The sequence below is a fragment of the Arthrobacter sp. NicSoilB11 genome (assembly GCF_019977375.1).
In the GTDB taxonomy this organism is placed as follows: domain Bacteria; phylum Actinomycetota; class Actinomycetes; order Actinomycetales; family Micrococcaceae; genus Arthrobacter.
In genome coordinates this window covers 984,150-1,010,689 of sequence record NZ_AP024657.1, presented here as the reverse complement: position 1 = coordinate 1,010,689, position 26,540 = coordinate 984,150, and the positions used below count along the sequence as shown (strand labels likewise).

Genomic DNA, 26,540 nt, shown 5'->3' with positions numbered 1-26,540 from the left:
ACGCCAAGGCGCCGGCGCGATTTCGGTCCTGCCGCCGAAGTTGGTAGTGGTTAACGGATGCCAGACCTACTTAACCGCGCCATGCCCTTCCTTGCCGTCGCCGTGGCGGTGGCCGCCGGACTGGTCCTGTCCTGGCTCCTCCGCAAGGTGGTCCTCCATCTGAACCGGAACCGGCCCGAGCTGCAGGCAACCTCCCGGGTGGCCCGCCAGCCCTTGCGGCTGGCACTGTGCCTGGTGGGCGTCCGTGCTGCCCTCAGGCTCACTGCCAACAACGAAAGCTGGCACGCCGGCGTCGACCATCTCCTGCTGATCGCCCTCATCGGCGCGGTCGCCTGGCTCGCCGTCGCGGTGCTGCTCATCGTGGAAGCCGTGGTGCTGAACCGGCACAGCGTGGACGTGGCGGACAACCGGCGGGCACGGCGCCTGCGCACGCAGATGATCCTGGCACGGCGCATTGCCGTGGCACTGGTGGTGGTGCTCGCCGTCGGCACCGCGATGCTGACCTTCCCCGCCATCCAGGCGCTGGGCGCGGGGCTGCTGGCGTCCGCCGGGGTGATTTCCATCGTTGCGGGCCTCGCCGCGCAGACGTCGCTGGTGAACGTCTTTGCCGGCATGCAGCTGGCGTTCACCGATGCCATCCGCGTGGACGACGTGGTGGTGGTGCAGAAGGAATGGGGCCGGATCGAGGAGATCACCCTCACCTACGTGGTGGTGCACCTCTGGGACGACCGGCGGCTCATCCTGCCGTCCACCTACTTCACCACCACGCCCTTCGAGAACTGGACCCGCCGCCAGTCCGAGGTCATGGGCACCGTGGAGTTCGACCTGGACTGGCGCGCCCCCGTGGAGGACATGCGCACCGAACTGCGCCGCGTCCTGGCGGATTCCGAGCTCTGGGACGAGCGCGTGGGCGTCCTGCAGATCACCGACGCCACCGGCGGCTTTGTCCGCGTCCGGATCCTGGTCAGCGCGGCGGACAGTGCCGCGCTCTTCGACCTGCGCTGCCTGGTCCGGGAAACCATGGTCATGTTCCTGCAGCAGAACCATCCGGAGGCCCTGCCGCACCAGCGTTGGGAGCAGGCAGCGGACGACGGCGGCACGGCCGCACGGCGCAGGGCACCACTGCGCGGGCTGGGGTCGCCCCCGGCCGCCGGTGCCCGTCCCCCGGCGGACCCGCACGAATCGCAGCTGTTCACCGGCTCCATCGAGGCAGTGGAGAGGTCGCGCGCGTTCACCGGGCCCGGTGAGGAAGTGTTCGAGGAGCGGGACCGGAACCTTGCCTCCCGCAACTGAGGCAGGCAAGACCCCTTGATAGGTGACCATTAGGTCACATATCATTGCTGTCATGGACGACGTGTTCAAGGCACTCTCCGACCCCACCCGCCGGGACCTGCTCGATGAGCTCTACCGCGAGGACGGCCAAACCCTGAGCGCCCTTGAAGCCCGGTTCAGCATGAGCCGGTTCGGGATCGCCAAGCACCTCCGCATCCTGGAGGACGCAGCCCTGGTGGTGACCCGCCGTCGGGGGCGGGAAAAGCTGCACTTCCTCAATCCTGTCCCCATCCGCCTGGTCCACGACCGCTGGGTCAGCAAATACGCAGAACCATGGGCCGCTGCCCTCAGCGACCTCAAATCCAGATTGGAAAGTCCCATGGAAAAAATCTTCGAGATCTACATCAAGACCACGCCCGAACGGCTCTGGGAAGCCATCACGGACAGCGACATCCGCAGCAAGTACCAGTTCGGCAACACCATCGATTCCGACTGGTCACCGGGCGGACGCTTCGTGATGGGCAACCCGAAGGCCGGGGAGGCCCTCGGCGAAGGCGAAAACCTGGAGGTGGACCCGCCGCGCCGCCTGGTCCAGACCATGCGCGCCCTGTGGGGCGAGGACGTCAAGGCCGAGGGCACGTCCACCATCACCTGGGAGATCGAACCGGTGGGCGATTCCTGCCACCTCACCGTCACCCACAGCGACCTGCGCGAAGGCGCCAACGAACAGCTTTACGGCGGCTGGCCGATGATCCTCTCCGGTCTCAAGACATGGCTGGAAACCGGCGAAAAACTCACTACGCCCGGCTCGCTGATGTACACCTAAGCCATTGATTTTGAGGTAACGCACGACGGCGGCGGGTGCTGCCCGCCGCCGTCGATGCACTTCCGGGACTATGCCTTGGGGACGCGGACGATGGCCGGCCCGGTTCGGTCAGGCGACAGGGTGACTTTGAGTCCATCCACGGTGGCCTCGACCGTTCCGCCGTCACCCGCCGCTGACGCTTGTGACAATGAGAACCTGCCCGCGTCCAGCTTCAAGGCGGCTTCCGTTCCCCCGCCTAGCAAGTCAACGAAGGCCACGGCTTCCGTTCCGCGGTCAACCCAGCGGATCCAGGGGTCGTCGCTGCTTGCCACGGTTCCATCCTGAAGCGGACGGGCACCCACGAGGTACTGCTTGGCGGAAGCCATCCAGTGGCCAAGATCGGTCAAGGCCTGGCGCTGGATCTCAGGAATGGTGCCGTCCGCCCGCGGTCCCACGTTCAGCAGGAAGTGGCCACCGCGGGAGACCACGTCCGTGAGCTGGCGGGCCAACTGCTGGCCGGTCAGCGACTGCTCCGGTCCTTCCACCTGGTTGTAGCCGAAGGAGAATCCGATGCCCCTGCAGTTCTCCCACTCGGATTCGGACTCGTTCTCCCTGGCCGCTTCGTACTCGCTGGTGGCATAGTCCTTGTGGGTGGCGCCCCACCGGTCGTTCACCACGCCTTGCGGACTGATCGAGTAGAAGTGCTCGAACAGCCGGCCGAGCCCGTACTCGCCAAAGTGCTTGCCGGCGTCGGGCCATTCGATGTCGTTCCACAGGACGTCTGGACGATACTTGTCCACCAGGTCCACCACGTGGTTGTAGGCGTATTCGGCGTAGCCGGCGTCCTTGGGGCGGGAAGTGTCGTGGACGCTTTCGCTGGTGACGTGCGGCGGGAAGGGGCGTACATGCCAATCCAGTCCGCCGGAATAGTACAGGCCCAGCTTCAGGCCCTTGTCACCCACGGCCCGGGCGATTTCGCCGATCAGGTCCCTGCGCGGTCCGCGGTGGACCGTGTTCCGTTCGCCTGTTCCCGGAGCGTCCCAGAGCGCGATGCCGTCATGGTGCTTCGTGGTGGGCACCACGTAATCGGCACCGGCGAATTTGAACAGCTCCACCCAGTCCCCCGGATCGAACTGTTCTGCTTTCCACTGGTCCAGGAAGGCGTCGTAGTCCTCGCCTCCGAACACGTCCCGGTGGTGCTGTTGGGCAGGACTGCCGTCAATGCGGATGGTGTTGTAGTACCACTCCGCATAAGGGTTGTGGGTAAACCACTCGCGGTCCTCGATGGTGCCCAGGGCGCCGATGGGTTCGGCCCAGGCGGGAACGGAGTAGGCGCCCCAGTGGATGAAGATGCCGAACGGCGCGTTCTGGAACCACTCCGGCACGGGCCTGGCCAATTTGTTCCAGTCTTCAGGCATAGCTGTGCTGTCAGTCATAATGCACTCCAATTTCCAGATGGTTGATTTTGGGAATTCCAGGGGTCAGGGCGGTGCTCAGCGGCCGCCGAAGCCGCCCATGCTGACGCCTTTCACGAGCTGGCGCTGCAGGAGGATGACGACGAGCAGGCTGGGAATCACCGCCAAAGTAGCGGCCGCCATGAGCGGTCCCCAGTCCGTTCCGCGTTCACCGGAGAACATGGAGAGCCCCAGTGGAATGGTTGCCTGCGAGACGTCGTTGATGACGATCAGCGGCCACAGGAAACTGCTCCAGTAATCGATGAAACTGAAGACAGCCACCACGGCCAGCGGCGCACGGACAAGCGGAAGGATCACGCTCCACAGGATCCTGATCGAACCTGCTCCGTCGATACGGGCTGCCTCTTCAAACTCAACGGGCAGGGACAGCAGGAACTGTCGGATCAGGAAGGCACCGAAGGCACCGAAAGCAAAAGGGACGATGAGCGCCGGCAGGGAGTTAATCATGTCCAGCTTTGCCATCATGATGTAGAGCGGAATTACCAGGACTTCCTGGGGCAGCACCAGCGTGCCAAGGAAAACGAGGAACAACTTCTCCCGGTGCCTGAACTGCAGCCGGGCAAAAGCGTAGGCGGACAGCAATGACACGACCGTTGTCAGCACCGCTCCGGAGACGGCCACCAAGAAGCTGTTGATGATGACCCGTCCGAAGGGAATAGCGGTCCACACTGTTTGGTAGTTCGACCACTCCACGCGGGAGGCAAGGAAGCTGGCACCGGTGGAGAATATTTCGGAGGTGGGCTTCAGCGATGTGGCGAACATCCAGAGGAACGGGAAGAAGAACGCAGCGCCGACCAGGACAACGCCGATGCGGCTGACGAGGCGGCCGGCCCGCCTCTTCTTCCGCGACGCTGTTGCGTGCCGACGGTGCGCGAGGCCCTTGTCGATTTCCGGTTGGGCGAGAGTTTCAGTTGTCATAGTTGACCAGCCTCTTTTGCTGCGAGAACTGCAGTGCGGTGATGAGCATGACGATGACGAACAACGCCCAAGCGAGTGCCGACGCGTAGCCGAGCTTGTCAAAGGAGAAACCGTTGCGGTAGAGGTACAGAACGATCGTGTTGGTGGAATCGCCCGGCCCGCCGAGTGTCAGCAGGTAAGGCTGGGTAAATACCTTGAAAGAGCCGATGATGGTCATGACCGTGCAGAAGAAGAGCGACGGCGACAGCATCGGCAGCACCACCCGGAAGAACCGCTGCCAGGCTCCTGCCCCATCGATGCGGGCGGCCTCAAGCAAATTCGGCGAGATGCCGCTGAGCCCTGCGCCGAGAACGATGATGTTGTAGCCGATCCCCTGCCAGACAGACATTGCGATCAACGACCCCATGGCGAGCTGGCTGTCACTGAGCCAGGAAGGCCCGTGTATGCCAAAGTTGGCCAGAAAGCTGTTGATGACGCCGTCATCGGTCAGCATCAGGCGCCAAACCAACGCGTTGGCGACCATGGGGGTCACCACCGGAATGAAGAACAGCACCCGGAAGAACGGGCCCCAACTGCCCAGGTTGTGAAGCCAGATGGCAACAGCCAGGGCAGCGATCAGGTTGACCACGGTGTAGGAGACGGCAAAAAAGAGGGTGTTGCCCAGAACCGTCCAGAACACCGGGTCACCAGTGAGCAGCCGAACGTAGTTGTCCAGCCCCACGAATTTTGGTGCCCCGAACAAGGGCCAGTCGAACAGGCTGATGACCAGCGAAGCCACCAGCGGAAGCACGATAAAAATCAGGAACCCGAGCATCCCGGGAGCGAGGTAAGCCGCTGCGAGCCGGCCCTGCCCGCCCCTGGCGGGGGTCCTTTTCACGTCTTTGACAGCAAGTGTGGGTAAAGCAGTCATCGTTGACCTGTTCCATGAAGGGGACAGGCTCCGGTGCGGGAGCCTGCCCCCGGGGAGTTTACTTGGCTGAATTCATGATGGTGGAGAGGAGTTCCTGCGCGGTCTTGCTGCCGCGGAAGCCTTCTCCGGAGTACTGCGTGAAGTTGGTCTCCACCTGGTTCCAGCTAGGGGTGGTAACCAGCGGACGCCCGCTCTTCAGAAGGGCCTGGACAACTGCCACGTCAGCCGCCGGCTTGGTCCCGGCCCAGTCCTTCACCGCGGACTCAACAGATGGAACGGTTCCACGGGCGGCCCCAACAGCGCCGATGACCTCAGGGGTGGTGATCTTCATGATGTTCTTGAAGGCAGCTTCTTTGTCCTTACAGGACGCTGCGATGGCAAACGCGGACCCCTGGATCATGCCGATGCTCTCTCCCGAGGTGGAAGGGACGACGGCGATGCCCACCTTGCCCTGCGTTTTGGTGGTCAGGGTGTCGTACATCCAGGGACCGTCGATGATCATCGCCGCCTTGCCGCTCATGAACTGCTGCTCCGGCACATCGGTCCCGTCCGACGCCTGCGGCGGGTTCGCGACTTGCGCCTTTGCCACAAGGTCGAAGGCAAACTGCTGGTCGTTGACGAGGCCCTGGTTGGTGAGGTCAAGCTTTCCATCCTTGACCGGTTCATTGCCGTTGGCGAATGCCATGGGAAGCCCCGGGCCCGAGCCGAATCCCGGCGGCACTGCGAGGCCCATCACGCCGCCTTTTGTCAGCGCCTTAAGGTCGGCCGCGAACTGGCTGGTGGTGTATTTGGTGGTAGGCGGCGCCACGCCGGCCGCGGCCAGGAGATCCTTGTTGTAGTAAAGAACCACCGGTTCGGCGTCATAAGGTATCCCCCGCAGCGAGCCATCAACGGTCAGGCCGTCGATCATTGCCTTGTTGTACATGGACACGTCAATGTTGTTGCTCTTAACCATGTCGTCCAGCGGCACCGTAAGGTCCTTAAGCTCCTGGGCACGAGCCGCCTGCGTTGTGATGATGCACGGCGCTCCGGAACTGGAGAGGCGGGTCTTGACCTTGGTCCAGTAATCGTTGAAGCTCGGACCCTCCAAAGTGAGGTTGAATGCAGGGTCCTTTTTCTTGGCTGCGTCCACAAAGGCCTGCCACTGGGCCCTGTCGTTTTCATTGGTGATCCAGGTGTACACGGCGGAGGCTTCCTTGCTCTCCCCCGATGATGAACTCCCGCTTGAGGAACCACATGCGGTAAGGCTTCCGACGGCCAGGGCTGCAACCGCTGCAGCTGTCAGCAGCTTGCCGGTAACACGGTTAGTCGACACAACGAACGTCCTTTCAATAGCTGGGGACAAAGGCTGCCCGGCGACGTCCTCGTGGCCTGCCCGCTGTAATTCCCGCAACCCTTGTCCCCAACAGCATGACCCGCCCCAGTTTGGAAAGTCAAGGAATCATCTGATCTTTTTGACTCCAAAATTCCTGGATCGACCCTAAACAGGCCATTTGTCGGAAATAGTCAATACAAGGTCTGACGAATCCTACGTCTGTTCCTCAAGCTCGGGAGCGGGAATGGTTGTCACGTAGTCCTCCACCGCGTACAGGTGGTTCGCCATGCGGGTTCTGGCCCTGTCCACGTCATTCCGCCTGAGCGCCTCCAGGATTCCCAAGTGCTCCCGATGCGTGGCCAGCAGGCCTTCATTGTCATGAATGGACCGCCACATCCGGCCGCGGATGGTGTTGGTGGAGACGGTTTCGATCAGCGCTGACAGCACGTGATTCCTTGAGGCATGGGCGATGAGCCGATGGAATTCGATGTCACACTGCATGGCGCCGGCATGGTCTATGGGCGATGCTTGAATGGCCGCGTTCGCCCGCTCCAATATGCTTTCGGCCTCGTCGAGTTGCGAGCTTTCGATACAAACCGCTGCCGCGGCAGCAGCCTCTGTCTCAAGGGCCCGCCGCACAGTGTGCACCTGGTTTGCCCGCTCTCCATCCTGCAGGCCCACCCAGAATTCCATCGCGGAGAGCAAAGCCGACGGCTCCAGCCTGGTCACGAAGGTGCCGGCGCCCTGCCTCGTCTCCAGGATGCCCATAGTGGACAATGCCCGCACGCCCTCCCGAAGGGAACCCCGGGAAACCTGCAGCTCTGCTGCCAGGTCCTTCTCAATGGGCAGCCGGTCGCCGGGCCGAAGCCTGCGGGACGACAGCATCTGCTTCACGCCCGAAATAACGACGTCGGTTTGGGACATCGACCCAGTGGAGTTGCTGTTGGTCATCGCAGCCACCTTTCCCAGTGCTTCGTCTAGTGACGCTGAACGCACAATTCGCTTTCATCAGATGTATCCCTTGGAATGGGATGCTTCTTCCGATATTCTCATCAAATACTTCCACATACATCAGATGACGCTCGCGATGTTGCTGGAGCGCCGTCTTCACGGCCTGAACCTGGAGGGCTCACCTTGCCACAAATCACCGGTTTCGATATTTTCGACGTGCGGTTTCCCACGTCGCTTTCCGCAGACGGTTCAGATGCCATGAATCATGACGCAGACTACTCCGCTGCGTACATCGTGCTGAAAACGGACGACCCAGACCTTTATGGCTGCGGCTTCACCTTTACCATCGGCAGGGGCAATGAGGTGTGCTCCGCCGCGATGGAACTGCGCGCCAGGCCCCTCATAGGCCAAGACTTGGATGTCCTTTGCGGCAACCTTGGCGAGGCGTACCGAAGCTTGAAACGTGATTCCCAGCTTCGCTGGCTGGGGCCCGATAAAGGCGTGGAGCACCTTGCCCTCGGAGCCGTGATGAACGCCGTCTGGGATCTTGCCGCCCGCCGCTCGGGAAAGCCCCTGTGGCGTTACCTGGTGGACATGACCGCCGAACAGATCGTGGACGCGGCCGACCTCAGCTACCTTTCAGACGCCCTCACCCGGGAGGAAGCCCTGGCGCTTCTGGAACGACTCGACCCCACCCGGGATCAGCGCATCCACCAGCTGGCCCGGGACGGCTACCCGTGCTACACCACCTCGGCCGGTTGGCTGGGCTACTCGGACGAGAAGCTACGGCGGCTCTGCCAGGAGGCCGTGGACCAGGGCTACCGCCACATCAAACTCAAGGTTGGCGCATCCCTCGAGGACGACATTCGCCGCCTCAGGATCGCCCGCGAAGTCATCGGGCCAGAGGGCAACCTCATGATCGACGCAAACCAGGTATGGGATGTTCCGCAGGCCATCGACTGGATCAAGCAGCTGGCTGAATTCAATCCGCTGTGGATCGAGGAACCCACCAGCCCGGATGACGTCCTGGGCCACGCCGAGATCCGAAGGGCCGTCCAACCGATCGGGGTGGCCACCGGCGAGCACGGCATGAACCGCGTCCTTTTCAAACAGCTCTTCCAGGCCGGGGCGATCGACTATTGCCAGTTGGATGCCTGCCGGCTCGCCAGCGTCAACGAAGTGCTGGCCGTCCAGTTGATGGCCGCCAAGTTCGGTGTCCCGGTGTGCCCACATGCCGGCGGGGTAGGTCTGTGCGAACTCGTCCAGCACCTGTCCATCTTCGACTTCATTGCCGTCTCCGGAGACCTGGCCGGCAGGGTCACCGAATTCGTGGATCACTTGCACGAACACTTTGTGGATCCGTGCATCATCCGGGACGGCGCCTACATCATGCCGGCGAACCCTGGGTACTCGTCGGAACTGAAGGAGCAGACGTTGCAGGCGTATTCCTTTCCCCGGGGCAGTTATTGGGCCGGCACCGACGCCGGCCAAGCCGAACAGGCATGGGAATCGGCCCGCGCTGAGCGCGGTGTCGCCTTCGCTCGGGCAGGGACCGGGGAAAGGGTAGGGGAACAGGCGTGATCAACTACACACTTACCCACCCGGGCCTGCTCGCAGCCCTCGCTGAATCCGGCCACGGCTCGCAGATCCTCCTGGCGGACGCAAACTACCCGCACAACACCGGCGCCCCTGCAGCCGCGAGGCGGATAGCCCTGAATCTGCGGCCCGGCCTGCTGACCATTGACCAGGTACTGGAGGTGCTGATCGACGCCGTTCCGCTCGAAGCCGCCGCGGTAATGACGCCTCCGGACGGAAACTGGACGGAGGCAGTCAAAGGCTACGAACGAGCGCTGGGCACCGCAATTCCCATCACTTCGCACCAGCGCTTCGACTTCTACGATGCCGCGCGGTCGCCGAACGTCGCCGTCGTCATCGCCAGTGGGGACACCCGGCACTACGCGAACCTGCTCCTGACCATCGGCGTTCGGCCCGACGGACAGGCATGAGGGCTGACAGTTGCTTCAGGTAATAGACTCACACGTCCACGTCTGGGACCCTTCCGTGCTCAGTTATGACTGGTTGAACCGTGTCCCTTCCCTGAACCGGCCCTTCCTTCCACGGGAACTTCCACACGCGCCCGGGACGCAGGCTGTCTTTGTGCAGGCCGATTGCCGTGATGACCAGGCGCTGAAGGAAGTTGACTGGGTGGCGAGCCTCCGGGCCACCTGGCCGGAGCTGGCGGCGATTGTGGCCTATGCCCCCATCAACCGCGGGGACGGCGTGTCCGAAGACCTTGCGGAGCTGTGTCAGCGGCCCCTGGTCCGCGGGGTGCGCCAGCTGTTCCAGGACAGGGAGGCCGGTTTCATGCTGACGGCGGAAACACTGGCCGGAGGCCGCCATGTAGGGAGGGCCGGGTTTGCCTTCGACGCCTGCGTCCGCTCGTGGCAGCTTTCGGAACTTGCAGCTTTTGCTGCCCGGATACCGGAACTGCGCATAGTGCTGGACCACATGGGCAAACCACCCATTGCAGCCGGCAGCCTCAGCGAATGGAGCACAGCGATGCGTCGATTGGCCAGGCTGCCCAACGTCGTCGTGAAGATTTCAGGGGCGGGCGCGGAAGCTGACCCCACGCGTCCACTTGGGCCGCAGGCGCTGCCCTTCATCCTGGAAGCCTTAAACGTTTTTGGGGCCGATCGGTGCATGATCGGCAGTGACTGGCCGGTCTCTCTGACGGAGCCGGCCGCGTACCAGGACTGGATTCTCACGGTGGAGCAGGCGATGTCCGACGCCTCCTCTTACGAACGCGAAAACGTCGCCCGTGGAACCGCAGTTCGCGCTTACGGACTCAAGGCAGTCCGGGGTCCGGCACACCCGGAAGAGGAGAAAGACTAACCATGCAAACAGAAACCCGCACCATCCCCGGCACCGCAATCCAACTGCCCGTCCTCGGGTTCGGGGGCGCCCCCATCGGCAACCTGTACCGGCAGGTGCAGGAGCAGGAGGCGATCGACGCCGTTGAAGCAGCCTGGGAGGGTGGCGTCCGGTACTTCGACACAGCCCCACACTACGGGCTGGGACTTTCGGAGCGCCGCCTTGGAAAAGCACTCGCCGGCCAGGACCGCAACAGCTACGTGCTCAGCACCAAAGTGGGGCGCCTACTGCGACCCAACCCATCCCCGAACGGTAAGGACACCCAGGGGTTCGACGTGCCCGATGATCTGGTCCGGGTCCGCGACTACTCACGCGAGGGGGTGTTGCGCTCCATCGAGGAAAGCCTCCAGCGGCTCGGGACTGACCGGATCGACATCGTCTTCATCCACGACCCGGACGACTACTGGAGCGAGGCTGTCGACGGTGCCGCACCCACCCTGTCCGCCTTGAGGGATGAGGGCGTCATCGGTGCCTGGGGCGCAGGCATGAACCAGTCCGAAATGCTCGCCCGCTTCGTCACCGAAACGGACATCGATGTGATCATGCTGGCGGGCCGGTACACGCTGCTGGAGCAGGGAGCAGCAGCGGATCTGCTGCCGGCGTGCCTTGAGCGGAAAGTGGGAGTAGTGAACGTCGGAGTCTTCAACTCCGGCCTGCTCTCCAAAGACCGTCCGGCGCGCGACGCCACCTACAACTACCAACCCGCGCCCCCGCAGCTTTTAGACCGGGCAAACCTGCTGGCCGACATCTGCGAGTCGCATGGAACCACCCTCCCTGCCGCCGCCTTGAGGTACCCGTGCCAGCACCCCGCCGTGACAAGCGTGGTCCTGGGCATGCGGACGCCCGAACAGGTGAAGCAAAACCTCGATCTGGCATCGCAGGCAGTCCCGGACCAGCTATGGGCCGAGCTGCGCAACCGCGGCCTCATCACGTAGTTCCCCCAACCCAACAGCATCAATTAGCGAAAGAAGGACCATGCAATTCGCACGAATTGGCGAGCCAGGCAAGGAAGTACCAGCCGTCCTGCACCACCAGAAGTACTACTCCCTCGAACAGGTGGCGGCGGACATCGATGCCGGCTTCTGGGAATCCGACGGACCGGTGCGCACAGCGGCAGCGCTAGCCGCCGGGGAACTGGCAGAGATCGCAGTTGATGGTGCCCGGATCGGCGCCCCGATCGCCCGGCCGTCATCGGTCATATGCGTGGGCATGAACTATGCGGCCCATGCGGCCGAGTCAGGGGCCGCTCCTCCGTCGGTGCCCATCATTTTCCATAAGGCCCCAAACACGGTGGCAGGCCCGTTCGATGCTGTGGCGATTCCCCGCGGGTCCACCAAGACCGACTGGGAGGTCGAGCTGGGAGTGGTCATCGGGCGGCAGGCTTCCTATCTGCAGTCCCCCGAACAGGCTCGCGACCACATCGCCGGCTACGTCACCGTCAATGACCTGTCCGAGCGCACATTCCAGCTGGAGGTGTCCGGCGGCCAGTGGTCCAAGGGAAAGAGCTGCGCCGGATTCTGCCCCACCGGCCCGTACCTGGTTACCCCGGATGAAGTGGACGCCAGCGACCTGCAGTTACGGAGCTGGGTCAACGGTGAAATCCGCCAGGACTCCTCCACCCGTGACCTGATCTTTGGGGTGGAGCAGGTGATCTACGATCTCAGCCAGTTCCTGGTCCTTGAGCCAGGGGACCTGATCTGCACCGGCACTCCGGAGGGGGTCGCCCTGTCCGGGCGCTTTCCTTACCTGAAGGCCGGGGACGTCGTCGAAATTGAAGTAGCGGGACTCGGCCGCCAGCGCCAGGAATTCTTCCAGGGCTAGGTAGCCCGACCACGAAAGGACCAGACAATGGAGTTTGCGGGACTTAAGGCAATCGTCACCGGCGGAGCCTCCGGAATAGGGGCCGCAACGGCCCAATTGCTGCAGGAGCGCGGCGCAGCAGTGGCGGTTTTGGACCTCCGCCCCGAGCAGGCGCCGAAAGGGGTCACAGCAATTCAGTGCGACGTCTCGGATGACAGCTCTGTCCGGCGGGCCGTACGGCAGGCAGCAGAGCAGCTGGGCGGGATCGACATCCTGGCCAACAACGCCGGAGTGGGCGCACAGGGCACCATTGAATCCAACGACGACGACGAGTGGCACCGTGTGTTTGATATCAATGTGATGGGTATAGTCCGCGTTTCAAGGGCCGCCCTTCCGTACTTGCGCCGGTCCTCCCACGCGGCGATCGTCAATACTTGCTCCGTCGCCGCTACCGCAGGCCTGCCCCAACGCGCCCTCTACAGCGCAACGAAGGGTGCTGTGCTGTCACTCACCCTGGCCATGGCTGCCGACCACCTTCAGGAAGGGATCAGGGTCAACTGCGTAAACCCGGGTACCGCTGACACTCCGTGGATCGCTCGCCTGCTGTCCACAGCGGCAGACCCCGAGGCCGAGCGGGCCGCCCTTGAGGCCCGTCAGCCGCACGGCCGGCTCGTCTGCCCGGAAGAGGTCGCTGCAGCCGTCACATACCTGGCCAGCCCCCTCGCCGGGTCCACCACGGGAGTGGACCTGGCTGTTGACGGCGGTATGCAGGCACTCCGGCTTCGGCCCCGCCCCGCGGCGTCCTGACTTCGACACGAAGGCAGGCGCCGGCGGGTCCGCGGCTGGGTAAGGTCGTGTCATGGACAGCGGCACCCTGGTTAATATCGCTTTGGTTCTCGGTTTCGTGCTGCTGGGCGGGGTGTTCGCGGCGGCGGAAATCGCACTGGTCTCCCTGCGCGAAAGCCAGGTGCGCCGCATCGAGAAATCCGGTGACACCGGCGCCCGGACTGCCGCCCTTGCCCGCAACCCCAACCGTTTCCTCTCCACGGTCCAGATCGGCGTGACCCTGTCCGGATTCTTCTCGGCGGCGTATGGGGCCTCGGCGATCGCTCCCGCCGTCGTACCCCTCCTTGAAGCCCTCGGACTTGGTGCGGCTGCCGGGCCCGTGTCCTTCATCGGCATGACCCTGCTGGTGGCTTTTCTTTCCCTGGTCCTGGGCGAACTCGCCCCCAAGAGGCTGGCGCTGCAAAGCCCTGTTGCCTTCACCCGCATCCTGGCCCCGCCGCTGATTGCCCTGTCGCATGCCATGCGGCCGGTCATCTGGCTCCTGTCGGTCTCGACGGACGCCGTGGTCAGGCTCTTTGGCGGCGACCCGCGCGTCAAGCGGGAAAGCATCAGTTCCGAAGAGCTCTGGGACATGGTGGCCGAGAACGAACTCCTCGAAGAGAGCAGCCGCCACATCCTGGCCGACGTGTTCGGCGCCGGGGACCGGACGCTGCAGGAGGTGATGCGCCCGCGCACGGAAGTGACGTTCATTGACGGCGCCATGACAGTCGCGGACGCCCGCCGGATGGTCAGGGACGGCCCGTACTCACGGTTTCCGGTGATCGGGCGCAGCCCGGATGACGTCCTGGGCTTCGTCCACATCCGCGACCTGATGCCCCGCGACGAGGTGCAGGACCATTCGCCCGTGCGGGACATCGCCCGGGAGATCCTGCCCCTGCCCGGCACCAACCGCGTGCTCCCCTCCCTCTCACGGATGCGCAAGACCAACCAGCACATCGCTTTGGTGGTGGATGAGTACGGGGGCACCGACGGCGTGGTCACGCTCGAAGACCTGGTGGAGGAACTGGTGGGCGAGATCTACGACGAATACGACACCGGCGCCGAGCACGAGGACCGGGTCAACGTGGCCAACGGAACCATCGACGTGGACGGCGGCCTGATCCTGCAGGAGTTCAAGGCCGCCGCCGGAATCGAACTCCCGGAGGGGCACTACGAAACGGTGGCCGGGTTCGTGATGGACCGCCTGGGCCGCCTCCCAAAGGCAGGCGACCGGGTGCAGATACCGGGGTACGTGTTGACGGTCCTCAGCATGGACCGGTTACGGATTGCCCGGATCCGGGTCACGCCGGTGGCACCCACTTAGCCCCTGACTGCTCACCCCAGCCTGATCCTGCGCCAAGGGCCGGCATCGGGGACCAATGGCCCTAGGGGGCGGATGGGGCGGCGGCCAGAATTGGAGCTCTCCATACCCCCGGCAGGCAGGACGAATCACGATGTTCACGAAACGCACCGCCCTTATTGGCACCGCAGTGGCGCTGGCCGCTGCGGCTTTTGCGGGACCGGCACAGGCAGCAAGCAGCGATGGCGCGCAAGTCAGCAAGCCCGGCGAATGCGGCACTTACAGCGATCCCCGGTTCTGCCATTCAGGTGTCACAGTCAGCACTGACGTCTCCACACCCAGCGGCCTGGAATCGTCGTCGTACAACTCCTCCAGCACCTATCCGGACGATCAGTCAGCCGGTTCCACCGTCCGGACCCGGATCAATACCCATAGCCTCGATCGGAATGGGGAGTCCATCGAAGTGGGCCAGCACTATGCGCAGACCACCGGGCGGTGCACCGACCGGGAAGACAGCCAACAGGTCAGGGACCGGCTCCTGTACAACCGCGAGGTGTACTACTGCAGGTGAGCGCAGGCTGGACACACCTTTCCGGGGGCACCCGCGCAACGCACCTAGGCCTTCTGCTGCCGCCAGAACACGGAGATCCCGAACGTCACGGCACAGAGCACCAGCATGGCCAGCACCATCCGCATCCAGCTGTCCTGGTGCACCCCGCCTGATGCGAACACGCCGATCATCACGGTGGCGGTGATCGCGCCCACGTAGCGGCAGGTCTGGTAGATCCCGGCCGCCACCCCGCGGTCCTGCGGCCGGGTGGACACGAACATGCCCTGGTTGGAGGCGATGCTGACCGTGCCGTACGGGATGCCCATCAACGCGGTCAGTACCACCACAACGGGGATGGCCAGCGTGCCGGTCAGCAGCCACATGAGCGCCGCCACCACGGTCAAAAGGACGACGCCGGCAAGCAGCACCCGCCGGACACCGAACCTTCCCATGGCGGAGACTGCCCACGGGGTGGCTACCACGGACATGCCGGCCAGGGGCAGCATCAGCAGCCCCACCACGCCGGGGTCGTAACCGCCGGCTTCCTGCAGCAGCTGCGGGAGGCCGAAAAAGACGAAGTAGTACACGCTGCTGAACACGGCGAACGCCAGGTACACGAGCATCAGCGGCCGGTTCCGGCCCAGCAGCCGCAGGTTCAGGAAGGGTTTGGCGAAGCGCAGCTCCCGCCAGGCAAACAGCCCCGCGACCACGGTTCCGGCGGCCAGCATCCACCACCGGTAGTCCGGCGCCACGTTCAGCGCAGCCATCATGACCAGGAGAAGGGCGGCGATGAACCCGGCAATCCCCGGGACGTCGGAGTCCCGCACCAGTTCCGCCAGGCTGCCGCGCTCCCGGACCTGGTCCGGCGGTGCGGCCTTCCGCACGGTCAGCAATGCCGCGAGTGCCAGCGGGACGTTGACCAGGAACAGCGACTCCCAGCCCACGAAGCCCACCAGCAGGCCGCCGACCACCGGGCCCACCGCGGCTGCGGACGTGTTGGCCATCTGCAACCGGCCCAGCGGGCGGGCCGAGTCCACCTTGGCCCGGTGCGCCAGAGCGCCCACCATCACCACGGCACTGGGATATGCGGTGGCAGTTCCCAGAGCCATGACCGCCCGTGCCACGCAGAGCAGCGCGAAGTTCGGGGCCAGCGGGGCCAGCGCGCAGGTGACGGCGACCAGCCCCATGCCCAGCATGAACATCTGCCGCGGGCCGAACCGGTCGGCGAGCCGGCCCATCACCGGCTGCCCGGCTGCGGAGGCCAGGTAGAACGAGGTGACCACCCAGGTGACGGCAGCAACGTCGAGCCCGAAGTCGGCGCGCAGCACCACCAGGGCCACGGCGATCATGGAGGAGTTCAGTGGGTTCAGTGCCGTGCCCAGGCTGAGTCCGGCGACGGCCAGGGCAGTCCGGGGGTTGTTGCTCACGGTAACAGTCTGGCCTAAAGCTTCCGCCGCGGGCGACTCGGCGGGCTCCCGGGCGGTGTGGCGTGCGCTATTTTCCTGCCACTCCCACCGGGAAGAGTGCGTCCTCCACCGCCCTGGTCAGGTCCCGGATCACCTCGGCCTGGCCCTCATCCGCCCCGCCGTCGGGGTTCTCCGTATAGATGACCAGGGCGAAGGTCGAACCGCGGTAGCTCAGGAGCGCGGCGTCGTGCAGTTCCCCGGAGACTTCCCCGTACTTGTGGTAGACATCCACACCGGACCGTGATCCCGCCGGGATGAGGTCCTCGTTGTTGGTGTCCTGCATGTAGCTGAGCAGCTGCGCCGTGTTGTCCTTATCCAGGAGTTCGCCTGCATAGAGCTTCTTCAGGATCAGGGCCATGTCCGCCGCGGTCAGGAGGTTCTCTTCGGGGTCGTAGGTGACGCCGATGGAGCCCGCGTAGGCGATCAACTGCGGGTACCCCACGGCATCCATCAGCAACAGCCAGGAGTCGTTGTTGCTGTCGTTGACCATGGCTTTGAGTTGGAACGCGGCGTCGTAGTCGCCCATGGGATCCTCCAGGCCCGCCTGCCCGTTTTCCACCAGGTGATAGTAGGCGGCGGCAGTGAGGATCTTGGCCGTGCTGGCCGCGGTGAACGTGTCCTGGTCGCCGAACGTCCGTTCCGCACCTCCGGACACATCGGCGAGCGCCAGCCCAATCCGGTATTCGGCCGCGTCACTGAGGATGTCGTCCACGCTGTCCTGCAACGACGGCGGAGCTGCCGCCACCGGCGCTGCGGGTACGGCCGGCTGGGTGGGGACCACGGCACCGGTGAGTGGCTCGGACCGGACCACGGCCAGGGTGATGGTCCCGACGATGACCAGTACTACCGCAAGGGCCAGCCACAGCAGCCTTCTGTGGCCCCGGTTCCTGCCCGGAGCTGGCTTGCCGTTTGATGGCCTGCCCGGCGGTTGCAGCGGAGCACCGCGGCCTGGTGTGGGCACCATGGGGTGCACGGACATACAAGGGCTCCTGTCCCGCCTCGGCAATCAAAAACAACACCAGCGCGGCGGTGAGCCGCGCTGACAGATGCTGATTAAATCACCGGCGGTTGGGAGCTTCCTGAAGGCTTGCGGGGTGTTCCGCCGGCTGTAATAGGGATGCGCTAGCCGCGGGCGCGGGCGGACAGCGCGCTGTCCAGGAATTCCAGGTGCGCCGGCGCCACAGGCACCACGTTGGCCGAGTATTCCGGGTGCTTTGCAAGGAACTTCTTGATGAACGGGCATACCGGGATGATGCTGCTCCCGGCCTGGACCGTGCTGTCCAGGGCAGCCGTGGCCAGCCGCCCGGCAAGGCCCTGCCCGCCGTATTCCTCGTTGATCACCGTGTGGTAGAAAATCCGCTGCGGCGACTCCCCGCCGTCGTACTCCTTGTACACCGCCTTGCCGATCACGTTGCCGGCGTCGAGGATCTCGAAGCGTTCGCGCCCGGGATTGTGGCGGACGGTGATGTCACTCAAGGGAAACTCCTTCGTTTGCGGTTTGTGTTGCCCGTGCAAAGCCTAACCCGGCCCGGGCAACAGTTATTTCCGCAGCAAGGGGCCCTTGGTGGCATCCCCGCCCGCCGCCGCGTCAGCTTAAGTAGCCGTTGGGATTGAGGACGTACTTGGTGGCTGCGCCGGCGTCGAACTCCGCGTAGCCCTTCGGTGCCTCCTCCAGCGGGATGGCCTTGGCGTTGACGTTCTTGGCGATGTTGACCCTGTCATTCAGGATGGCCATCATCAGCTGCCGGTTGTACTTCATTACCGGGCACTGGCCAGTGGTGAAGCTCAGCGATTTTGCCCAGCCGGTGCCGAGGCTCAGTGACAGTGCGCCCTTCTTGGCGGCCTCGTCGATGCCGCCCGGATCGCCCGTGACGTACAGGCCGGGGATACCAAGGGCTCCACCAGCGGCCGTGAGCTCCATCAGGGAGTTCAGGACCGTTGCCGGCGCCTCCTTGGCATCGTGGCCGTGGCCCTTCGCTTCAAATCCCACGGCGTCGACGCCGCAGTCCACCTCCGGGACGCCCAGGATCTGCTCGATCTGGTCCTTCGGATCGCCCTTGGTCAGATCCACGGTTTCGCAGCCGAAGCTGCGCGCCCGTGCCAGCCGGTCTTCGTTCATGTCGCCCACGATGACGACGGCGGCCCCCAGCAGGTGCGCGCTGGTGGCTGCCGCAAGACCCACGGGACCGGCCCCGGCAATGTACACGGTGGAACCGACGCCCACCCCTGCCGTGACTGCGCCATGGAACCCTGTGGGGAAGATGTCCGAAAGCATGGCCAGGTCCATGATCTTCTCCATGGCCCGGTCCTTGTCCGGGAACTTCAGCAGGTTCCAGTCTGCGTACGGCACCAGAACGTAGTTGGCCTGGCCGCCGACCCACCCGCCCATGTCCACGTAGCCGTACGCGGCGCCGGGGCGCGCGGGATTCACGTTCAAACAGATGCCGGTCTTGCGCTCCTTGCAGTTCCGGCAGCGGCCGCAGGCGATGTTGAACGGCACCGAGCAGAGGTCGCCCACCTTGATGAACTCGACATCGCGGCCCACCTCCACCACTTCGCCGGTGATCTCGTGGCCCAGCACCAGGTTGGGCGGAGCCGTGGTACGGCCGCGCACCATGTGCTGGTCCGATCCGCAGATGTTGGTGGCCACCGTTTTGAGGATCACTCCGTGGTTGACCGGGCGTCCCACGTTCGCGGGGTTGACACCTGGCCCGTCCTTGAGCTCAAACGTCGGATAGTCAATGTCGATTACTTCCACCTTGCCGGCTTCTTTGTAGGCAACGGCTTTGTTCCCTGTCATCTATCGCTCCTGTAGTCAGGCGTCCGGTGGGACGGCCGTGATCTGGTTGGGTGGCACATCCCGCGAGGGGAACAGCCCTGGCCGATTGGTGCGTCCTGATATGTGAAGTGGTCAGGCAACGGTTCCGGGTGGGGATTCGCCCAGTCTAGGCACGGCCCACCAAGGGGTCTAGGGGTATGAAGCCCCTTGTTTAGGGGAGCAATCCATGAGGGAAACCCCTATAGTGGCGTACGCTGCACCAACCGGTTCCGCTGCCCTGGAAACGGACGCTGCCGGCTGGTTTCCGAACACGTTCTACCGTTGAGGAGCACCCATGAAAACGCGCACCATTGGACAACTCACAGTGTCCGCCCTGGGCCTTGGCTGCATGGGCATGAGCGAGTTTTACGGCGACGGCGATGAGCAGGAGTCGATCGCCACCATCCACGAGTTCCTGGATGCCGGCGGCTCCCTGCTGGACACAGCGGACATGTACGGCCCCTTCACCAACGAAAAACTGGTGGGCCGCGCCATCGCCGGCCGCCGCGAAGAAGCGGTCCTGGCCACCAAGTTCGGAAACGAGCGCCGCGAAGACGGTTCCTGGGTGGGCATCAACGGCCGCCCCGAATACGTCAGGTCCGCCTGCGACGCCAGCCTCCAGCGCCTGGGCGTGGACCACATCGACCTGTACTACCAGCACCGGGTGGACAAGACCGTTCCCATCGAGGACACGGTTGGCGCCATGGCGGAACTGGTCCAGGCCGGAAAAGTCCGGCACCTAGGCTTGTCCGAAGCATCCGCCGCGACCATCCGGCGGGCCCACGCCGTGCACCCCATCACCGCCCTGCAAACCGAGTATTCGCTGTGGGAGCGGGAGCCTGAAACCAAGGTGTTTCCCGTGCTCGCGGAACTGGGCATCGGTTTTGTGCCCTACAGCCCGCTGGGCCGTGGGTTCCTCACCGGGCAGATCCGCAGCGTGGACGATTTCGCCGAGGACGACTTCCGCCGCCACTCCCCGCGTTTCCAGGGCGACAACTTCACCCGCAACCTGGAACTCGTGGACCGGGTCAGGGAGCTGGCCGACAAAAAACAGTGCACTCCCGGCCAGCTGGCCCTCGCCTGGCTGCTGGCGCAGGGGGAACATATCGTCCCCATCCCGGGCACCAAGAAACGTGAACGGCTGCGCGAGAACCTGGGCGCCGTGGACATCGAGCTCAGCCAGGACGAGCTTGAGCTGCTGGACCAGCTGGCACCGGCCGGAGCAACTGCCGGCGCCCGCTACCCCAACATGTCCACTATCGACACGTAAACGCACCAACGGCGCTAAGGAGAACCATGGCAATGAACGACGACGAAGCACGGGTGCTGGACCAGTGGAGCCACCGGCTGGCCCAGGCACTGCAGATCCTTGACCTCAACATGGACCAGGAGCTGCTCCTTGACCTGGCCCGCAAATCCTCCGAGAACGTCATCCATGCCGCCGCCCCCGTCACCACGTTCCTGGTGGGCTACGCGGCAGCGCTGGAGGCAGGCACGGGCAGCGCCGGGAACAGGGAAGCCGCTGGTGCAGCCATCGAGAAGGCTGCCAAGGTGGCGTTCCAGCTGATCGACGACGGCGCCCACGGCGGGCCGGCAGGCAGCGGGTGGGCGGACACCGGTCAATAGCCGGCGAGAACAGTCAGCCCGCGGCGGTGGGCTCGTCCTCCAGTACCTTCACCGGCTCCAGGCGGACGATGACCGCCTTGGACACGGGTGTCTGGCTGCCCTCGGCCACGCTGTCCAGCGGAACCAGGACATTGGCCTCGGGGTAGTACGCCGCGGCACAGCCCTTCGCGGACGGATAGGACACCACGCGGTAGTTCCAGAGGACCCGTTCCACGTTGTCCCTGTATACGCCACGGATGTCCACGCGCTGCCCGTCGGCCAGCCCCAGTTCGGCAAGGTCTGCCGGATTGACGAAAACCACTTCGCGGCCCTTCCTGATGCCACGGTAACGGTCGTTGTTGCCGTAGATGGTGGTGTTGAACTGGTCATGCGAGCGCATGCTCTGCAGGATCAGGGTGCCGGCGGGGCGTTCCACGTGCTCAAGTTCGTTGACCGTCAGGATGGCCTTGCCGGTGGGAGTGTGGAAAGTCCGTGAATCCCGCGGGCCGTTGGGCAGCACGAAGCCGCCGGCCTGCCGGATCTTGCGGTTGTAGTCCCCGCACCCGTTGACCACGCGGGAGATGTGGTCCCGGATGAGGTCGTAGTTCTTCTCGAAGCCGGCCCAGTCGGCGTTGATGGTGTCTCCCAGCGTCGCCTGGGCCAGCCGGCAGATGATCGCCACCTCGGACAGCAGGTTGGGTCCCACCGGTTCCACCGTGCCGTGGGAAGAGTGCACCGCGCAGACGGTGTCCTCCACTGAAACAAACTGCGGCCCGGTTTCCTGGCGGTCGATCTCCGTCCGGCCCAAGGTTGGCAGGATGAGCGCTTCAGCCCCGGTGACTCCATGCGAGTGATTGAGCTTGGTGGAGATCTGCACGGAAAGTTCGGTGTTCTCCATGGCGTTCTCGGCCGTTGAGGTGTCCGACATCGCGCCCACGAAGTTGCCGCCAAGCCCCACAAAGACCTTGATGCCACCGTCGCGCATCTGCCGGACGGTTTCCACGGCATCCGCGCCGTGTTCCCGGGGCGGTTCGAAGCTGAACTCCTTGCCCAGGGCGTCCAGGAAGGCAGGCGGCATCTGTTCCCAGATGCCCATGGTGCGGTCACCCTGGACGTTGCTGTGGCCGCGGATTGGGGAAGCCCCGGCGCCGGGTTTTCCGATGTTGCCGCGCAGCAGCAGGAGGTTGATGATCTCCTTGATGGTGGCGACGCCCTTTTTCTGCTGGGTTATGCCCATGGCCCAGGTGATGATGACCTTGTCCGCAGCCAGATAGCGGGCCGCCAGTTCATCGATTTCCCCGCTGCGCAGACCCGTGGCTTCGAGGACCGCGGCTTCGTCGAGGTTGGCCAGGTGCGCCCGGAGTTCAGCCAGCCCCTCGCAGTGTTCCTGGAGGAAGGCGTGGTCCAGGACGTTGCCCGGATTGGCATCCTCGGCATCCAGCACCCGTTTCGAAACGGCCTGCAACAGGGCCATGTCCCCGCCGATCCGCACCTGCAGGAACTGGTCGGCAATCTGGGTGCCGTGGCCGATGACGCCCTTGACCTTTTGCGGGTTCTTGTACCGCATCAGTCCGGCCTCGGGCAGCGGGTTGATGGCGACGATGTGGCCGCCGGCCTCCTTGGCTTCTTCCAGTGCCGTCAGCATGCGCGGGTGGTTGGTGCCCGGGTTCTGGCCCATGACGATGATCAGGTCGGCCTTGCCGAAGTCGTCGTAGGAGACGGTCGCTTTGCCCACGCCGATGGTCTGGCCCATGCCCCAGCCCGAGGACTCGTGGCACATGTTGGAACAGTCGGGCAGGTTGTTGGTGCCGTAGGCCCGGATGAACAACTGGTACAGGAAGGCGGCCTCGTTGGAGGTGCGGCCGCTGGTGTAGAACGTTGCCTGGTTGGGGTTGGGCAAGGACTTCAGCTTGTCCGCGATGATCGTGAAGGCATCCTCCCAACTGACCGGACGGTAGTGGTCCTCCCCCGCGGGCTTGTACACCGGTTCGGTGAGCCGGCCCTGCATCCCCAGCCAGTACTCGGTGCGCCGGCGCAGTTCGCTGACGGGATGCCCGGCCCAGAATTCGCTTCCGACCACCACAGGGGTGGCTTCCCAGGTGACCGCCTTGGCCCCGTTCTCACAGAATTCGAAGGTCTTGCGGTGGCCCGGGTCCGGCCACGCGCAGCTCATGCAGTCAAAGCCGTCCTTCTGGTTCAGCGCCAGCAGGGTCTTGCGCGAGCGCTCCACGCCCATGTGCTTGAGGGCAGGCTGCATCGAGTGGTAGACGCCGGGCACGCCGGCAGCCCAGGTCTTGGGATGGCCGCTCACCTCAAGTTCGGATTCGTCGGGTTCTTCGACCTTCGGGTTTTCGCGCGCCACGTTGGGTTCTCCTTGCTTGCCGGTCCCAGATGCGCCTGCTGCCCAGCCGTTTCGGTAATTTCCACAGTTGTTGAGGCTGCCCCTGAAGTCAAGGACGGCCGCCGGCCGGCAGGCCCGTGGGCTGACACCCTGTCCGGCCTGCTTTTCCACATACGCCCGAAGGTTTACGACGGCGGCGCGGGGCTGGCGTAGGGTGGTTCCTACGGCTGAAGCAAGCGGCCGCAGTTTTCTTCTGTGCGGAGCCGCTTTCCATGGCCGACGAACCAGCCCTCCGGGCCCTTGCTGAATCACCCTTCTCGCTGCCCCACCTGCGGGACGGCCAATTGGCTGGCATGGCAGCCCTTGCGGACGGCCGCGACGTCCTGGCCGTGATGCCCACCGGATATGGCAAATCCGCCATCTACCAGGTCGCCGCCCTGCACCTGCACAGGACCACCGGACGTCCCGCCGTCGTGGTTTCACCGCTCATTGCCCTGCAGGAGGACCAGTTGGACGGCCTGGCCCAGGCGCTCGGGCCGGATGCCGCTGTGGCCATCAACTCCTCGCACAGAGACGCCGAAGTCGAGGCTTCATGGCAGGCCGCCGAGGATGGCCAGGCCGTGTTCCTGTTCCTCGCCCCCGAACAGCTGGCCAAGCAGTCAACCGTGGACCGGATCAAAGCCCTAAACATCTCCCTCTTCGTGGTGGACGAGGCCCACTGCGTTTCCTCCTGGGGCCACGATTTCCGACCTGACTACCTCGCCCTCGGCAATGTCCGGGAACAGCTGGGCAATCCGCCCGTGGCTGCCTTGACCGCTACGGCCTCCCCGCCGGTCAGGGACGAGATCGTGGAGCGGCTGGGCATGAACCAGCCACTGGTCCTGGTCCATGGCTTCGACCGGCCCAACATCAGCCTCGATGTGGTCCGCCACCATGAGGACAAGGGCAAGCGCAAGGCCGTCCTTGAGCAGGTGGCGGAGCTGGCTGGGAAGGGTCGAGGCCTGCTGTATGCGGCCACCCGGAAGGACACGGAGAAATACGCGGCCAAGCTTGTCAAGGAGGGGCTGCGCGCGGAGGCTTACCATGCCGGCCGTTCCGCGAGGGACCGGGAACACATCCATGAGCTGTTCCTGGCTGACCAGCTGGACGTCGTGGTTGCCACCACGGCGTTCGGCATGGGCATCGACAAGCCGAACGTCCGGTTCGTGGTGCATGCCGACATTCCGGAGTCGCTGGACTCCTACTACCAGGAGATCGGACGGGCAGGCAGGGATGGCGAACCCGCATCCGCCGTGCTGCATTACCGCTCCGAGGACCTCGGCCTGCGGAAGTTCTTCGGCACCCACTCCCCCGACACCGGTTCCCTCCTGGCCGTGCTGAAGATCCTCAAGGCCGCCAAGGCTCCCGCGCCGAAGGCGTCCCTGGCCGAGCTCACCGGGTTACCCGCCCGCCGCATCACGGGACTCATCAACCAGCTGGAAGAGGTTGGCGCCGTCAGCACAGGCAAGCGGGGCATCCGGCTGACCTCCAAAGCCAAGCTGCCCGCCCTGGTGGACGACGCCGTCGAACTCGCCGAAGCCCGGCAGCGCGTGGACCAGTCCCGGCTGACCATGATGCGTGCGTACGCGGAGACGGACGGCTGCCGGCGGCAGTTCCTGCTGGGCTACTTCGGCGAGGACCTGCCGGAGCCGTGCGGAAACTGCGACGGGTGCGCTGCTGCCGCTTCGGGGGACGCGGGGCAGCCGGACAAGGGGAAGGCGGGAAAGAAGTCCCACGCCAAGCAAAAGCAGGGGAAGAAACAGCCGGGCAAGGCGTCCGACGGCGGCGGGCCGGCTTCCGCCGCCGCCGAGCCTTTCCCGCTGCAGTCCGCGGTGGTGCACAAGGAGTGGGGGCCCGGCCTGGTGATGCGGCACGAGGACGACGTCATCACGGTGCTCTTTGAACAGGAGGGGTACAAGACGCTGTCCCGGACCGCCGTCATGGAGCACGAACTCCTGAAGCCCGCTTAGGTAGGCTGGAGGGACCCTCCGACGAAAGGCCCGCCGCGTGGAAGTATCTGCTTATATCTGGACCCTGACCATTGCGGGAATCGTGGGGCTGCTGGCCTTCGACTTCTTCTTCCACGTCCGTAAGGCCCACACGCCCTCCCTCAAGGAATCCGCCACCTGGTCCGCGATCTACGTGGGAATTGCCGTGCTGTTCGGGCTGGCCGTACTGGTGTTCGGCGGACCCGACATGGGGACGGAATATTTTGCCGGCTACGTGACGGAGAAGGCGTTGTCAGTGGACAACCTCTTCGTCTTCCTCATCATCATGGCCAGTTTCAAGGTGCCCCGCGCGGACCAGCAAAAGGTGCTGCTGTTCGGCATCGTGTTCTCCCTGATCGCCCGCACGGCGTTCATCTTCCTGGGCGCGGCACTGATCAACAGTTTTGCCTGGGTGTTCTACATCTTCGGGCTCATCCTGCTGCTCACCGCCGGCAACCTGCTCAAACCCGACAGCCACGACGACGACTCCGAAGGCCTGGTGGTCCGGCTTGCCAGGAAGCTCCTGCCGGCGTCGCAACACTACGACGGCGACAAACTCTTCACAGTGGAGAACGGCAAGCGGGTCCTGACGCCGATGCTGCTGGTGATGGTGGCCATCGGCGGCACGGACATCCTGTTCGCCCTGGATTCAATTCCGGCCATCTTCGGCCTCACCCAGAACGTGTTCATCGTGTTCACCGCCACCGCGTTCTCGCTGATGGGCCTGCGCCAGCTGTTCTTCCTGATTGACGGCCTGCTGGACCGGCTGATCTTCCTTTCGTACGGCCTGGCGGTCATCCTGGGTTTCATCGGCGTGAAGCTCATCCTGCACGCCCTGCACGAGAACACCCTTCCCTTCATCAACGACGGCAAGCACGTCAACGTGGTGGAGGTCAGCACCGTTGTCTCGCTGGGCGTCATCCTGGGTGTCCTGGTGGTGACCATCCTGGCGTCCATCTTCAGCCCCAAGGGCAAGGCCAAGAACGCGGTGTCCGGGGCGCGGCGCCACGCCACGGAATACATGGACCTCAACTACGAGACGGACATGGCCGAACGCGACAAGATCTTCGCCAAGATGTGCCGCGAAGAAAACCAGATCCGCAAGCTTCCCGAGAAGTACAAGCGGCTGGTCCGCAACGAAACCGAGTTCATGGAGCTGCTGCGCAACGCCCACGCGGAGCACGACAAAGCCCAGGTCCGGGCTGCCGCAGCCGAGAGCTGACGCCCGGCC

At 64.5% G+C, this 26,540-nt stretch carries 24 protein-coding genes; 14 read left to right on the top strand and 10 right to left on the bottom strand.

Features of this window, described 5'->3' with window-relative positions; translation table 11 throughout:
* Positions 1-57 precede the first annotated feature (57 nt).
* Entirely contained in the window at positions 58-1,293 is a 1,236-nt protein-coding gene (locus LDO14_RS04750; RefSeq protein WP_026266089.1) for a mechanosensitive ion channel domain-containing protein, read from the top strand.
* A 52-nt stretch (positions 1,294-1,345) separates the two neighbouring features.
* Positions 1,346-2,098, top strand: a complete 753-nt coding sequence (locus LDO14_RS04745) for a metalloregulator ArsR/SmtB family transcription factor (RefSeq protein WP_018771361.1) — start codon at positions 1,346-1,348, stop codon at positions 2,096-2,098.
* A gap of 68 nt (positions 2,099-2,166) precedes the next feature.
* Here LDO14_RS04745 and LDO14_RS04740 read toward each other — a convergent pair whose 3' ends face one another.
* The 5 genes from LDO14_RS04740 to LDO14_RS04720 all read right to left on the bottom strand — a co-directional run bounded on the left by LDO14_RS04740 (position 2,167) and on the right by LDO14_RS04720 (position 7,646).
* Positions 2,167-3,513, bottom strand: coding sequence for an alpha-L-fucosidase (locus LDO14_RS04740; protein WP_056389382.1), 1,347 nt, complete (start codon positions 3,511-3,513; stop codon positions 2,167-2,169).
* A 57-nt stretch (positions 3,514-3,570) separates the two neighbouring features.
* Complete coding sequence (locus tag LDO14_RS04735) at positions 3,571-4,470, bottom strand: carbohydrate ABC transporter permease (protein WP_018771363.1); 900 nt, start codon at positions 4,468-4,470, stop codon at positions 3,571-3,573.
* Positions 4,460-5,347 (bottom strand): sugar ABC transporter permease, encoded by an 888-nt coding sequence (locus tag LDO14_RS04730; RefSeq protein ID WP_223993986.1) that lies wholly within the window; start codon positions 5,345-5,347, stop codon positions 4,460-4,462. Before LDO14_RS04730 ends, LDO14_RS04735 begins: the two co-directional genes overlap by 11 nt.
* Before the next feature lie 91 nt (positions 5,348-5,438).
* A complete protein-coding gene (locus LDO14_RS04725; RefSeq protein ID WP_223993984.1) occupies positions 5,439-6,695 on the bottom strand; it encodes a sugar ABC transporter substrate-binding protein in 1,257 nt (418 codons plus the stop codon).
* Positions 6,696-6,908: 213 nt separating this feature from the next.
* Positions 6,909-7,646, bottom strand: a complete 738-nt coding sequence (locus tag LDO14_RS04720) for an FCD domain-containing protein (protein WP_018771366.1) — start codon at positions 7,644-7,646, stop codon at positions 6,909-6,911.
* A 183-nt stretch (positions 7,647-7,829) separates the two neighbouring features.
* On the opposite strand from LDO14_RS04720, the gene LDO14_RS04715 reads away from it, so the two are divergent.
* From LDO14_RS04715 to LDO14_RS04680, 8 genes are all read left to right on the top strand, one after another.
* Entirely contained in the window at positions 7,830-9,227 is a 1,398-nt protein-coding gene (locus LDO14_RS04715) for an L-fuconate dehydratase (RefSeq protein ID WP_018771367.1), read from the top strand.
* Positions 9,224-9,652: an RbsD/FucU family protein gene (locus tag LDO14_RS04710; RefSeq protein ID WP_134165909.1), complete on the top strand. Its 429-nt coding sequence runs from the start codon at positions 9,224-9,226 to the stop codon at positions 9,650-9,652. The genes LDO14_RS04715 and LDO14_RS04710 overlap by 4 nt, the downstream gene beginning before the upstream one ends.
* A 55-nt stretch (positions 9,653-9,707) precedes the next feature.
* On the top strand, positions 9,708-10,538 hold the full coding sequence (locus tag LDO14_RS04705; protein ID WP_263422492.1) for an amidohydrolase family protein: 831 nt from the start codon (positions 9,708-9,710) through the stop codon (positions 10,536-10,538).
* Positions 10,539-10,540: 2 nt separating this feature from the next.
* Positions 10,541-11,512, top strand: coding sequence for an aldo/keto reductase (locus tag LDO14_RS04700; protein WP_223993980.1), 972 nt, complete (start codon positions 10,541-10,543; stop codon positions 11,510-11,512).
* 40 nt (positions 11,513-11,552) lie between these two features.
* Positions 11,553-12,398, top strand: coding sequence for a fumarylacetoacetate hydrolase family protein (locus tag LDO14_RS04695; RefSeq protein WP_056389373.1), 846 nt, complete (start codon positions 11,553-11,555; stop codon positions 12,396-12,398).
* A gap of 27 nt (positions 12,399-12,425) precedes the next feature.
* Positions 12,426-13,184, top strand: a complete 759-nt coding sequence (locus LDO14_RS04690; protein WP_018771372.1) for an SDR family oxidoreductase — start codon at positions 12,426-12,428, stop codon at positions 13,182-13,184.
* Positions 13,185-13,236: 52 nt separating this feature from the next.
* Positions 13,237-14,526 (top strand): hemolysin family protein, encoded by a 1,290-nt coding sequence (locus LDO14_RS04685; RefSeq protein ID WP_134165901.1) that lies wholly within the window; start codon positions 13,237-13,239, stop codon positions 14,524-14,526.
* A 130-nt stretch (positions 14,527-14,656) separates the two neighbouring features.
* A complete protein-coding gene (locus LDO14_RS04680; protein ID WP_056389367.1) occupies positions 14,657-15,073 on the top strand; it encodes a hypothetical protein in 417 nt (138 codons plus the stop codon).
* Positions 15,074-15,117: 44 nt separating this feature from the next.
* Here the strand turns inward: LDO14_RS04680 and LDO14_RS04675 are convergent, their stop codons facing one another.
* The 4 genes from LDO14_RS04675 to fdhA all read right to left on the bottom strand — a co-directional run bounded on the left by LDO14_RS04675 (position 15,118) and on the right by fdhA (position 19,318).
* Positions 15,118-16,479: an MFS transporter gene (locus LDO14_RS04675; protein ID WP_223993971.1), complete on the bottom strand. Its 1,362-nt coding sequence runs from the start codon at positions 16,477-16,479 to the stop codon at positions 15,118-15,120.
* A gap of 67 nt (positions 16,480-16,546) precedes the next feature.
* Positions 16,547-17,497 carry a serine hydrolase gene (locus LDO14_RS04670; RefSeq protein ID WP_223993969.1) on the bottom strand — a complete coding sequence of 317 codons (951 nt, stop codon included), beginning with the start codon at positions 17,495-17,497 and terminating at the stop codon, positions 16,547-16,549.
* A gap of 143 nt (positions 17,498-17,640) precedes the next feature.
* The gene (locus LDO14_RS04665) at positions 17,641-17,994 is read right to left on the bottom strand and encodes a GNAT family N-acetyltransferase (RefSeq protein ID WP_018771376.1); all 354 of its coding nucleotides are present in this window, start codon (positions 17,992-17,994) and stop codon (positions 17,641-17,643) included.
* Between the two features lie 112 nt (positions 17,995-18,106).
* Positions 18,107-19,318 carry a formaldehyde dehydrogenase, glutathione-independent gene (gene fdhA, locus LDO14_RS04660; protein WP_018771377.1) on the bottom strand — a complete coding sequence of 404 codons (1,212 nt, stop codon included), beginning with the start codon at positions 19,316-19,318 and terminating at the stop codon, positions 18,107-18,109.
* Between the two features lie 313 nt (positions 19,319-19,631).
* Here fdhA and LDO14_RS04655 point away from each other — a divergent pair, with 313 nt between their 5' ends.
* Together LDO14_RS04655 and LDO14_RS04650 are read left to right on the top strand one after the other, a co-directional pair.
* The gene (locus tag LDO14_RS04655; RefSeq protein WP_018771378.1) at positions 19,632-20,606 is read left to right on the top strand and encodes an aldo/keto reductase; all 975 of its coding nucleotides are present in this window, start codon (positions 19,632-19,634) and stop codon (positions 20,604-20,606) included.
* Between the two features lie 26 nt (positions 20,607-20,632).
* Positions 20,633-20,962, top strand: coding sequence for a DUF6457 domain-containing protein (locus LDO14_RS04650; RefSeq protein WP_026266091.1), 330 nt, complete (start codon positions 20,633-20,635; stop codon positions 20,960-20,962).
* Positions 20,963-20,975: 13 nt separating this feature from the next.
* Here the strand turns inward: LDO14_RS04650 and LDO14_RS04645 are convergent, their stop codons facing one another.
* Entirely contained in the window at positions 20,976-23,303 is a 2,328-nt protein-coding gene (locus LDO14_RS04645; protein WP_223993967.1) for an FdhF/YdeP family oxidoreductase, read from the bottom strand.
* A 251-nt stretch (positions 23,304-23,554) separates the two neighbouring features.
* Here LDO14_RS04645 and LDO14_RS04640 point away from each other — a divergent pair, with 251 nt between their 5' ends.
* Both LDO14_RS04640 and LDO14_RS04635 read left to right on the top strand, forming a co-directional pair.
* A complete protein-coding gene (locus tag LDO14_RS04640) occupies positions 23,555-25,291 on the top strand; it encodes an ATP-dependent DNA helicase RecQ (RefSeq protein WP_056389349.1) in 1,737 nt (578 codons plus the stop codon).
* A gap of 37 nt (positions 25,292-25,328) precedes the next feature.
* Positions 25,329-26,531: a TerC family protein gene (locus LDO14_RS04635; RefSeq protein ID WP_018771382.1), complete on the top strand. Its 1,203-nt coding sequence runs from the start codon at positions 25,329-25,331 to the stop codon at positions 26,529-26,531.
* The last annotated feature ends 9 nt before the right edge of the window (positions 26,532-26,540 follow it).